Consider the following 12,048-nt stretch of genomic DNA (forward strand, 5'->3'; position numbering starts at 1 on the left):
TAAATCTAAAGGATAGGCAATATAGCAAAAATATTGATTGTCTTCACCTTGAACTGGTTCGATATGGTAACAACGACCTTTGTACCGATCGAGGTCGGTCAGCAAGTCAGTCCAAACAGTGGTCCAGGTACCGGTGGAAGACTCAGCGGCAACAGCAGCACCAGCTTCTTCTGCGGGAACTCCAGGTTGGGGAGTCATCCGAAAAGCTGCGAGTAGATCTGTATCTTTGGGTGTATAGTCAGGCGTGTAATAAGTCAGACGGTAGTCTTGTACACCAGCCTTGTACCCAGTCTTTGCCTGAGTTTGAGTTTGCGCGTAAGCCATAAATTTCCTAACCTTCAGGAACCAGTTGACGTTTCTTGTTAAAACTAACTATATCAGCAAGTGTATAAGTTTTGGTTTCGATCTTTTGACGATCGTGATAAGAGGATTTTATATATGTACCATTGACGGGGATCTATACAACCATAACGATTGGAGCGGACAAAAACGGCGGGTAGACTAGTGTGCTAACCGCCGCTGAATCGGGATTTGAAAATGTTATTTTTTGTTAACCATCCAGATCTATCGATCGATACTGCATAGATGACAGTGGCACTATGCAAGCATCATCTCCATCGATCCCCAATCTCGGCTGAGACTAGACTTTCTTCGGTGACAGGAGCATCATCATGTTGCGACCCTCTTTTTTGGGATATTGCTGGACTTCAGCTATTTCCTTGAGGTCGTCGGCCATCCGTTTGAGGACTTTCTCCGCTAGGTCACTATGTTGGATCTCGCGGCCGCGAAAGGTAATTGTCGCCTTGACTTTATCGCCAGACTTGATAAAGCGATCGGCTTGACTGACCCTTACTTGGTAGTCGTGTTCCTCGATCGTGTACCGCATTTTGACTTCTTTGACTTCGGCAGTATGTTGCTTCTTCTTCGCTTCGCGAGCTTTCTTTTCGAGTTCAAACTTATACTTCCCGTAGTCCATAATCCGGCACACGGGTGGATCGGCTTTGTCACTGACAAGCACTAGATCTAGTCCGTTTTCATCCGCTATCTCTTGCGCTTCTTTAGGCGTGAGAATCCCGAGTTGTTCGCCGTCAGTACCGATGACACGAATTTGTGGAAAACGAATCCGTTCGTTGATTTGAGGAAGATCGCGGGTGCGTCTTTTCTCGATGATGGGTGATTTAATAGGAATGGGAGTTTCTGGTGGGTAAGTGGTATGGTTATCCTCAATTACAGCTAACTGTAAAATTGGTCTAAGCTTAATAACTGAAGATCGCTATTTAGCTAGATACAACTATTTTACCCAAAATTTGTAGAACGAGCGCGAAAGTTTAATATTTTTTAAGCTTGAGGCGAGCGATTTTAGGGGCTGAGGGGTCGCGATCATGAGCAACTACGCTACAGGCGAGTATTGAGGAGACAGGATGTTGCAGACTTGGCACCAAAAGGTCGGAAATCAGCGGGATTGGGTGTGGCGCGGTTGGCAAACTCGGTATACATATCAGCGCGCTAGCGATCCCAGCACAAACGAGCCGCCAGTATTATTACTACATGGTTTTGGTGCCTCGATCGGTCATTGGCAGCACAATCTCGAATTTTTGGCACGGCGACATACCGTTTACGGGCTGGATCTCGTGGGCTGGGGCGGTTCGCGCAAACCCAATATTCAGTACGATATCGATCTGTGGGTCGATCAAGTTTACGATTTTTGGCAGACTTTCATCGGTCAACCGCTGATTTTGGTCGGTAACTCGATCGGTTCTTTGGTAGCACTGGTGGCTGCGGCCAGACATCCAGAGTTAGCACATAGTTTGGTGATGGTCAGTCTGCCCGATCTCTCCGCCGAGCAGGAATTGATTCCAAAATCGCTCCAACCCTTAGTCAACGGGATTAAGCGCGTCATCCTCAATCCCCCCCTATTACGCGGCTTATTTAAACTAGTCAGTCAGCCTAAAATTGCCCGCAAATGGGCGCAAATCGCCTATGCAAATCCTGATCGAGTCACTGACGAACTAATCGATATTTTCCTGACTCCCGCCCGCGAACGCGAAGCTCCAGCCGCATTTGTGAGAATTATGCAAGGGATGACTAGCAGTAATTTTTCGCCGAATATTCGGAAGATCCTACCGGAACTACGGCTGCCGATGCTGCTGTTGTGGGGGTGTGAAGATCGAATGATCCCACCAGGGACGGCGGGGATCTTGGTCGAATTAAATCCGTTGCTAGAACTAGTCAATCTAGATGCAGCGGGACACTGCGCGCATGATGAGATTCCAGATATCGTCAATCAGATCGTCCGCGATTGGCTGGACACTACCAAGCTTGGCGACCTCCTGGCCGCAGCGGCAGAGGTCACAGCCGATCTCGACGCCACAAACACTCGATCGACCCAACCCTCTACCCCTGCCAGCAACGCTCTAGCCGATGGTCACTTGGTCTACACTGACATCCGTAGCACCAGAGACACCGCTGGCTAGTTCGACCATTTTGTCGAGAATTTCCTGGCTGGGCACGGAACCTTTTAACACGACACTACCGCCAGTTTGCGCAACCCAGAGGCTATCTACATCCATCACATCCGAATCGCCATCGAAAGCTAGAGCCACACGTTTGGCCAAACCGCTTTGGTCGTATTCCCCATTGACACCCAGACGTTCTGGCGAGATTTCTCCGCCAGTTTCGGGATCTGCTTCTGCGGGGGCGGGATTGACTTCAGCATTTGCTGGTTTTTCCATGCCGAACATTTTTTTGAAGAAACCCATGATTAAAATACTCCATCATAAAAAAACAAATCCTACTCATTATGTAGGGTAATTGGAGTTAAAGCCAACGATGATTACAATTTTTTTAAGATTGTGACAACAAGAATTTGTGGGACAATATAACGCTGAGGCTAAATAGAGGGTAAGGAGTAGAGAGTAGATGGTAAAGATTAGTGATTAGGCTTTAGGTTTGAGTCTTCAAGTTTTTGGTTTCTATACATACTTCTTCTACTTTTTACCCTCTTCTACTTTCTACCCCTACCCCCTACCCCCTTATGAAACATACTTTATCTGTATTGGTTGAAGATGAAGCTGGAGTGCTGACTCGGATTGCGGGCTTGTTTGCCCGTCGGGGGTTCAATATCGATAGTCTGGCTGTCGGCCCCGCCGAACAAGAGGGTCGCTCGCGGGTGACGATGGTAGTGAATGGTGACGAACACTCGATCGAGCAACTGACCAAACAGTTATATAAGTTGGTCAATATCCTCAAGGTGCTGGATATTACCGATGTACCGTGTGTCGAACGCGAGCTGATGTTACTCAAAGTCAATGCCAATAGTGGCAATCGTGCGGAAATCATCGATCTGGCGAATATTTTTAGAGCGCGGGTTGTCGATGCGTCCGAAGATGCGCTGACCTTAGAAGTAGTAGGCGATCCGGGTAAGATTGTCGCCATCGTCCAAGTCTTACAGAAATTTGGGATCAAAGAGATTGCCCGCACGGGAAAAGTCGCACTATCGAGAGAATCAAAAGTGAATACAGAATCTTTGAAGTTGTAACTGCGGCTCGGAATGAGGTGTTGGCTGCGAAGAATATCGATCGGATCGCCAGCACCACGACGATCTTGCACACCAATGCTGCATTCTGAGAGCTGATGGTGGTATGATTATAAAATAAATATTAAGTTTGGAACAAATACGTTCCCGACCTGCTGTGTAAGTAGTGTCAGTGCTGACACGATCGACCGATCGCCAGCGGTAAATGCCAGATTTTGTCCGAACTTGGCGAGCGAGGGCAGAGACGGGCGTGCTCTGAGTGCGGCGATCGTTAAGCTAATGGCTAGTTAGTTATTAGCACTTTTAGCGAGTATAAATTATTTTGTCTGGTTCTCTGACTATTGCAGTTTTAGCTGACTCCACGGACTTATTGCCGTTGTTGGGTCAATATTTAGCTGCCGATCGTTATGCAGTAGCGTATTTTGGCGAGCAGTCGAAATTCTTGAACTATATAGAGACAGTCAAGCACGGGCCAGATTGTTTGATCTTTTACTCCGAACAACTACTCCTGCCCACGATTAATTATCTTTACGATCGCGGATTAATCTTACCAGTCGTCATCATCCACCGCTTGATTGCTACCAGTTCAACCAGCCCCGAACAACTTACCGCAGCCAGCACTTCGCCTGCATCGAGTAGCTATATTTATCAGCCATCAGAAGTGATTTTGGCAGTAACAGAGCTAGCAAATATTGGGGTAGCTATCGATAAAGCCATCGCTAAGTTTTTGAACCTAAAGCCGATTATGCCCACATCTGAGGATGCTCAACCACCCCAAGTCCCTACGGAGATCGAGATCCCAGAGTCTACTTATTTACTGGAGCAACAAAGCCGTCTGGCCGAAAAACTCAACGAGCGGCTGGGATATCTAGCTGTATATTACAAGCGTAACTCCAGCCAATTTTTCCGACATCTCGATCGAGTTCAGAAACAGGAACTGCTCAGTCAGTTGAAATCTCAATACCGCAGCATCGTCCTCGAATATTTTGCTGACGGGACGCAGATCAATGACAAAATTGATGAATTCGTCAGTGCCGTATTTTTTCGCGATCTAGCCGTTTCGGAAATTGTCAAGATTCACATGGAATTGATAGCAGAATTCTCAGACCAGCTAAAATTGGAAGGGCGGAGTGAGGAAATCTTGCTAGAATACCGTCTAACCTTGATCGATATCATCGCGCATCTATGTGAGATGTATCGGAGATCGGTTCCGCGCGAGATCTAGAACCGACAACTCGATGCTGCTAGACTCGCGCAGCTATCCGAGGTTTCACCACTGCTAAAGATCGCCGCATTCGCGAGGATTTGCGTAAAATCTCATCGGTTGGATCGATCTCCACCGCCACTACTTCGATCGTCCGAGGCTGCTATCCTCCTCACCACACTATTTGACACTAACTTTCAAGTCATCGAGTTGAATGTTTCACCACCGATAACTAATAATTTAACTTATGCCTCCATTAATGAAAACTTATGTCTTGAAACTTTATGTCGCAGGAAATACGCCCAATTCTGTCCGGGCGCTGCGAACTCTAAAGAATATCTTAGAAGAAGAGTTTAAAGGCGTATATGCCCTTAAAGTAATTGATGTACTCAAAAATCCGCAATTAGCAGAAGAAGATAAGATTCTAGCTACGCCCACATTGTCAAAAGTTTTACCACCACCAGTCCGCAAAATTATCGGAGATTTATCCGATCGCGAAAAAGTATTAATTGGCTTGGATCTCCTATATGAGGAGCTGTCTGAGCGAGACGGGGATTTTTAGATTGTTAAACTCTAGCAGTCGCGAGTATTTAAGCAATTTAGTAAGTTGAATTAGTTGTTTAGTTAGAAACTTTTCAGATCTCAGCAATGACCAGTACGAATCAAATAGCAGAATTACCGCTCCATCCCCTGGGCGTGCAGAAAATTCACACCATGATCGAGGGGTTCGATGATATCTCTCATGGTGGTTTACCAGTCGGTAGAACGACGATTCTCAGTGGCACATCCGGCACGGGAAAAACGATGATCGCCGTTCAATTTGTCTACAATGGAATTCACTACTTTGATGAACCGGGGATCTTCGTCACATTTGAAGAATCACCTGCTGATATTATTAAAAATGCTCATAGTTTTGGGTGGGATCTTCAAAAATCGATCGATGATGGCAAACTATTTATCCTCGATGCCTCGCCAGATCCTGAAGGGCAAGAAGTCGTTGGCAGTTTCGATCTCTCCGCTTTGATCGAACGGATTCAATATGCTTTTACCAAATATAAAGCCAAACGCGTCTCGATCGATTCTGTCACCGCAATTTTCCAACAGTATGACGCCGCTTCAGTAGTCAGACGCGAAATCTTCCGACTCGTTGCTAGGCTCAAACAAATGGGGGCAACGACGATTATGACCACCGAGCGGGTCGAAGAATATGGTCCTGTCGCCCGGTTTGGGGTCGAAGAATTCGTTTCCGATAACGTCGCCATTGTCCGTAACGTGCTTGAGGGCGAACGCCGCCGCCGGACGATCGAAATTCTCAAGCTGCGCGGTACTACCCACATGAAGGGTGAATATCCATTTACGATCACCAATCAAGGCATCAATATTTTCCCACTAGGGGCGATGCGACTGACGCAGAAATCCTCCAACGTCCGAGTATCATCTGGCGTCAAAGCGTTGGATGTGATGTGTGGCGGCGGCTACTTCAAAGATTCGATCATTCTAGCCACTGGAGCCACTGGGACGGGTAAAACCCTACTTGTGAGCAAATTTATCCAAGAAGCTTGTTTGGCTGGTGAACGGGCAATTTTATTTGCCTATGAAGAATCGCGCGCGCAGTTATCGCGAAATGCTTCTTCGTGGGGGATTGACTTTGAAGAGTTGGAGCAAAAAGGATTGCTCAAAATCCTCTGTACCTATCCAGAATCAGCCGGATTGGAGGATCATTTACAAACAATCAAATCCGAAATAGCCGAATTTAAACCCGATCGGATTGCGATCGATTCCCTATCTGCCTTGGCGCGGGGGGTGAGCAATAACTCGTTCAGGCAATTTGTAATCGGCGTAACAGGTTATGCCAAACAAGAAGAAATCACGGGATTTTTCACAAATACTTCCGACCAATTTATGGGTGCGAATTCGATTACGGATTCGCATATTTCCACGATTACCGACACAATTTTAATGCTCCAGTATGTGGAGATTCGCGGCGAAATGGCGCGCGCTCTCAATGTATTTAAAATGCGCGGATCTTGGCATGATAAGGGGATTCATGAATATACGATCAGCAAGGATGGAGCCGAAATCAAAGATTCGTTCCGCAACTATGAAGGGATTATCAGTGGTTCTCCCAGTCGGATTGCTGTCGATGAAAAATATGAACTATCCCGGATCGTCCGCGCCGTTAGCGATAAATCGAGCGAATAGTTCTGCGAATGTAATTAATTAGTAACAGTCAGGAGATCGCTAGTTCGATCGATTATCTACCGAACAACTCCTGGATCGGGGTTATTTTTTGGGATAATTGTTGTCAACAAATCTAGATCTAGATGTCGATCGCTCAAGCAATTGTAGTCTCGTCTCTGGAGCATAAAACTACCAGCATGAGCATTAATTAGCAACTAGGGATGATTTTCACGATCGAATTAGGTTAGAATCCATTCGCAAGTAGTTAGTTCTCCAGGCATTAGCAGCAAAATTTTGTCAGTCCCGATCGTTTACCATCCTGATTACGTCGTACCGTTGCCCGATAGTCATCGCTTTCCGATGTCTAAATTTCGGATATTGTACGAGTTATTATTAACCGATGGATTAGTTACACCCGAGCGAACATTCGCCCCGACATTACCACCGACGGAGTGGTTAGAATTAGTTCACGATCCGGCTTATATTCAGGCTTACTATACTGGCACATTAGATCCTAGAGCACAGCGACGGATTGGGTTACCATGGAGTCCCGAATTAGTCAATCGGACTTGTATCGCTCTAGGTGGCTCGATCCTGACTGCAAAACTCGCGATCGAACATGGTATCGCCTGTAATACGGCAGGCGGCACCCATCATGCCTTTGCGAATCTGGGTTCGGGCTTTTGTATCTTCAACGATCTGGCAATCGCATCTCGTGTCATCCAGAAATTAGGATTAGCCAAAAAGATCCTCATCGTCGATCTCGATGTCCATCAAGGCGATGGTACGGCGGCGATTTTCCAACGCGATCTGAGTGTCTTTACTTTCTCCATGCACTGTGAGATTAATTTCCCCAGCAAGAAACAAACCAGCGATCTCGATGTCCCGTTACCGGAAGGGATGGAAGATGCGGAGTATTTAAAAACCCTGGCGGAGTATTTACCCGATTTATTATCACAGGTAAAACCGGATTTGGTCTTATACGATGCGGGTGTCGATCCGCATATTAGCGACAGGTTGGGTAAGCTAGCATTAACAAATACAGGGATATTCGATCGAGACTTATATGTGTTAGATACTTGTGTATCTCAAGGTTATCCGATCGCCTGTGTGATTGGTGGTGGCTATGCTGAAGATATTCCCAGTCTCGTCTATAGACACTCATTGCTACATCGGGCAGCCAATGAGATCGATCGAAAATATACGTTGTGAATAAGATAGATGATGCTTGAAATCTAGATGGCGGATAATGTCTACCTTTCTAGGGAGAAACTTCTGGCAGTTTTAGGAGATTTTTACTCCTGAAACCGTCGTTTTTAGCGTAAGATCGCAATAAGGACAGAATAAACTAAAAATTCTGCAAATGAAAGCCTATGCTAATTCAACTAACTATCGAAAACTTTATGTCATTCAGAGATGAAGTTACTTTTAGTATGGTGGGTGTTAGTAGCGATCGACAACATGCCGATCGACTGATAGAGGATGCGGCAGGTAAAGGAAGATCTGTAGTACCGATCGCTGCAATTTATGGTGCAAATGCAGCAGGTAAATCGAATTTGATTGAGGCTCTGAGCTTTGCCAAAGAGCTTATTTTAGAAGGTACTCGCAGCAATCGATCGATTCCTGTGGCTACTTTTAAGCTAGGAGATTATAGTAAAAAGCCTAGTAAGTTTGAATTCATATTTACCCATCAAGATGCTCGATATTCATATGGCTTTAAATTAAATAAAGAGCAAATCCTCGAAGAATGGCTTCATGCTATTCCACCTGGTAAGAGAAAAGAAGTAATGTATTTTGAACGTATTACTTCTTTAGATAAAAAAACCACTGTGGATTATGGCTTGCCGTTAACAGGGAGAAGTTTAAAACGTAAACAATTTCTTGAATTTATCGCAGAAGGTACGCGTCCAAATCAACTATTTTTGACAGAGGGAATCGATCGCAATGTTGAGTCTTTATTTCCAGTTGCCAATTGGTTTAGAGAAATTTTAACTATTATTATGGCAGACTCAATATTTGCAAGTTTAGAAAGTACAATACTAAGCGACATTTCATTTACGGATTTTTTAAGTAAATTTCTTAAGCTTGCAGGAACAGGCATAGACAAAGTTGGTGGAGGAACAGTCGAACTAGATTTTGATCGTCATCTTCCAGGAATGCCGCAAGTAGATCGAGATAAACTGCTTCAGAAATTTTCAGGCGCACATGCGAATTCTATTTTAATGATAGAAGATAATTTTGGCAAGCAATATCTCCTTTTGAAAGGGGAAGATAGTTTAATAAAAATGATTCAATTAGTGACTCAGCATAGGCATGAAAATGGCAATCTTGTTGATTTCGCAGTAAATGAAGAATCGGAAGGTACTCAGCGATTAATCAATCTAATTCCAGCGTTGTTTGTATTACAAGAAGAAGAAAAAGTTATTTTCATAGATGAACTCGATCGACGATTGCATCCCTTACTTTCTCGGCTTTTTGTGAAAACAGCAATAGATTGTAGAGGTAAGAATAATCAACTTATTTTCACCACTCACGATACAAATCTGCTCGATTTAGATTTACTCCGTCGCGATGAGATTTGGTTTGTGGAAAAAGATCGACAAGGATCTTCAAATCTATACTCATTGACAGAATTTAAAACTCGACCCGATCTAAAAATTGAGAAAGGCTACTTAAATGGTCGATTTGGAGCTATTCCATTTTTTGGAAATCCTGAAAGCTTAGGCTGGCACAGTCAAAATCGAGATACTGCAATGGAGACGAACGAGCATTAAAGGAATGGGTAAAATTAATCGAACTAAATTACTCGATCGTCAACACGATCGCCGTGATGCAAGGCTTTTTATTATTGCAACTGAAGGTGCAACTACTGAGAAACAATATTTCGAGATGTTTGGTAATAGTCGGATTAAAGTAGAAGTATTAGCGACTGGTAGTGACAATAAATCTGCTCCTAAATATGTAATCGACCGATTGAATTCATTCAAAGAGCAGTTCGATCTCCATGAAGATGATATGTTGTGGCTAGTACTTGATGTCGATCGATGGAACAAAGGCGGGCAACTAAGCCAAGTTTGTCGTGAAGCCAAACAAAAAAACTATCACTTGGCCGTTAGTAAGCCATGTTTTGAGGTTTGGTTGAACCTTCATTTTGGTGATTTAGATCCTGAAGATCAAACATGCGACCATTTTGAAATAAGGCTGCGGAAAATTTTAGGAAGTTATCAGCGTAGCAATTTAGATTTATCCCAGTACGAACCTCATCTTGCTACGGCAGTAGAAAGAGCTAAAATACTACATCCAGATCTCCAGCAAAACTGGCCGCCCACAATCGGAACACATGTCTATCGATTAGTTGAAATTCTACTCCAACTTACTGGATAGGATCTGACAATGCCAATGTTTAGACTGAAAACCGATCGCCAAATCAGAAATCGGCATAGCTAATAACAAAGAAAACATTTAGTTAATTATCAATAAAAATTTAACTGTCTCATGTGCAGTTGAATACATCTACCTCTTTGATGATAGTACATTCAGCGATTTTGCTATTGTTGCTAGATATTAAGTTAAATTTTTACTCGATCGCGTCCTAACCCTAAACTTGTTTGCGACAATCTAGACAGAATCGATTGGTAGACTGGGACTAAGGGATAAAGATATATGAAATTAGCTTATTGGATGTACGCTGCTCCCGCTCACATTGGGACTTTGCGGGTGGCGACTTCGTTTAAAAACGTTCATGCGATCATGCACGCGCCGATCGGGGATGATTATTTTAACGTGATGAGATCGATGCTGTCGCGGGAACGGGACTTTACGCCAGTGACTACCAGCGTAGTTGATCGACATGTGCTCTCGCGCGGTTCGCAGGAGAAGGTGGTTGACAATATCACCCGCAAGGATGCCGAGGAGCATCCCGATCTAATCGTGCTGACGCCAACTTGTACGTCGAGCATCCTCCAAGAAGATCTTGCCAACTTCGTCCAACGCGCATCGCTCGAAGCCAAAGCCGATGTCTTGCTAGCTGATGTCAATCATTATCGCTTCAACGAGATGCAGGCTGCCGATCGTACGCTACAGCAGATCGTTCAGTTTTATATCGAGAAAGGACGCAAGAAGGGCGATTTAGTCACCGAGAAGACGGCGAAACCTTCGGTAAATATCATCGGGATTTCGACTCTGGCTTTTCACAATAATCACGACTGTACCGAACTCAAGAAGTTGATGGGCGAGCTGGGAATTACGATCAATGCGATTATCCCTGAAGGCGCGACGGTAGCCGAACTCAAAAGTCTCCCCCAAGCCTGGTTTAACCTCGCTCCCTACCGCGAATTAGGGCCGATGACCACAGATTACCTCGCGGCTGAATTTGGGATGCCCTGCGTCGATATTACCCCGATGGGAGTAGTCGAAACTGCCCGCTGTATTCGCAAGATTCAAACCATCCTGAATGCAGGTGGTGCAGATGTAAATTATGAAGACTTTATCAACGAGCAAACTATCCACGTTTCCCAAGCCGCCTGGTTCTCTCGATCGATCGATTGTCAGAATTTAACTGGCAAAAAAGCGGTAGTCTATGGCGATGCTACTCATGCAGCGGCAATTACCAAGATCCTCACTCGCGAAATGGGGATTCATGTTGTTTGGGCGGGGACTTTTTGCAAGCCCGATGAAGAGTGGTTCCGCAAGGAAGTTGAAGGATATTGCGATGAAGTAATCATCTCAGACGATCATGGCTTAATTGGCGATCGCATTGCCAGTAGTGAGCCATCGGCAATCTTCGGTACCCAAATGGAACGCCATGTCGGTAAACGGTTGAATATTCCGACGGGCGTAATTTCCGCACCAATCCACGTTCAGAATTTCCCGATCGGTTACAAGCCATTTTTGGGTTATGAAGGCACCAATCAAGTTGTGGATTTTATCTACAATTCGTTTAAATTGGTCATGGAAGATCACTTGCTCGAAATCTTCGGCGGACACGATACTAAGTAAGTAATTACCAAAGGAATCTCGGCTGATTCTGACTTAGGTTGGAATAAAGAAGCGCAAGCCGAACTGAATAAGGTGCCTGGTTTTGTGCGCGGTAAAGTTAAACGCAATACCGAGAAATTCGCACGCGATC

The 12,048-nt window shown here is 44.8% G+C and carries 10 protein-coding genes and 2 pseudogenes; 9 read left to right on the top strand and 3 right to left on the bottom strand.

All coding sequences use genetic code 11. From position 1 onward, the window contains the following. Positions 1-324: pseudogene (gene rbcL, locus RMO27_RS05540) on the bottom strand (ribulose-bisphosphate carboxylase large subunit); the annotation flags it as partial. A gap of 316 nt (positions 325-640) precedes the next feature. Continuing rightward, positions 641-1,183 carry a translation initiation factor IF-3 gene (infC, locus tag RMO27_RS05545; protein ID WP_396133618.1) on the bottom strand — a complete coding sequence of 181 codons (543 nt, stop codon included), beginning with the start codon at positions 1,181-1,183 and terminating at the stop codon, positions 641-643. Positions 1,184-1,421: 238 nt separating this feature from the next. Here infC and RMO27_RS05550 point away from each other — a divergent pair, with 238 nt between their 5' ends. Continuing rightward, positions 1,422-2,474, top strand: a complete 1,053-nt coding sequence (locus RMO27_RS05550; protein ID WP_309730219.1) for an alpha/beta fold hydrolase — start codon at positions 1,422-1,424, stop codon at positions 2,472-2,474. Here the strand turns inward: RMO27_RS05550 and RMO27_RS05555 are convergent. Then, positions 2,415-2,759: a BON domain-containing protein gene (locus RMO27_RS05555; protein WP_309730221.1), complete on the bottom strand. Its 345-nt coding sequence runs from the start codon at positions 2,757-2,759 to the stop codon at positions 2,415-2,417. The two genes, RMO27_RS05550 and RMO27_RS05555, sit on opposite strands and share 60 nt — an antisense overlap. A 275-nt stretch (positions 2,760-3,034) precedes the next feature. Between RMO27_RS05555 and ilvN the strand changes: the two genes are divergently transcribed. The 8 genes and pseudogenes from ilvN to bchB all read left to right on the top strand — a co-directional run. Then, entirely contained in the window at positions 3,035-3,538 is a 504-nt protein-coding gene (gene ilvN / locus RMO27_RS05560; protein WP_309730224.1) for an acetolactate synthase small subunit, read from the top strand. Between the two features lie 319 nt (positions 3,539-3,857). Further along, complete coding sequence (locus RMO27_RS05565) at positions 3,858-4,760, top strand: circadian clock protein KaiA (protein ID WP_309730228.1); 903 nt, start codon at positions 3,858-3,860, stop codon at positions 4,758-4,760. Positions 4,761-4,986: 226 nt separating this feature from the next. Continuing rightward, the gene (gene kaiB, locus RMO27_RS05570) at positions 4,987-5,301 is read left to right on the top strand and encodes a circadian clock protein KaiB (RefSeq protein ID WP_295617934.1); all 315 of its coding nucleotides are present in this window, start codon (positions 4,987-4,989) and stop codon (positions 5,299-5,301) included. Positions 5,302-5,387: 86 nt separating this feature from the next. Continuing rightward, positions 5,388-6,941 carry a circadian clock protein KaiC gene (gene kaiC, locus RMO27_RS05575; protein WP_309730236.1) on the top strand — a complete coding sequence of 518 codons (1,554 nt, stop codon included), beginning with the start codon at positions 5,388-5,390 and terminating at the stop codon, positions 6,939-6,941. 273 nt (positions 6,942-7,214) lie between these two features. Next, the gene (locus tag RMO27_RS05580) at positions 7,215-8,132 is read left to right on the top strand and encodes a histone deacetylase (RefSeq protein ID WP_309730243.1); all 918 of its coding nucleotides are present in this window, start codon (positions 7,215-7,217) and stop codon (positions 8,130-8,132) included. 161 nt (positions 8,133-8,293) lie between these two features. Beyond that, the gene (locus tag RMO27_RS05585; RefSeq protein WP_309730247.1) at positions 8,294-9,694 is read left to right on the top strand and encodes an ATP/GTP-binding protein; all 1,401 of its coding nucleotides are present in this window, start codon (positions 8,294-8,296) and stop codon (positions 9,692-9,694) included. Positions 9,695-9,698: 4 nt separating this feature from the next. Continuing rightward, the gene (locus RMO27_RS05590; RefSeq protein ID WP_309730250.1) at positions 9,699-10,304 is read left to right on the top strand and encodes an RloB family protein; all 606 of its coding nucleotides are present in this window, start codon (positions 9,699-9,701) and stop codon (positions 10,302-10,304) included. A 279-nt stretch (positions 10,305-10,583) separates the two neighbouring features. Beyond that, positions 10,584-12,048: pseudogene (bchB, locus tag RMO27_RS05595) on the top strand (ferredoxin:protochlorophyllide reductase (ATP-dependent) subunit B); the annotation flags it as partial.

Origin of the sequence: Chamaesiphon sp. OTE_75_metabat_556, from assembly GCF_031378165.1 — a bacterium.
In the GTDB taxonomy this organism is placed as follows: Bacteria; Cyanobacteriota; Cyanobacteriia; order Cyanobacteriales; family Chamaesiphonaceae; genus Chamaesiphon.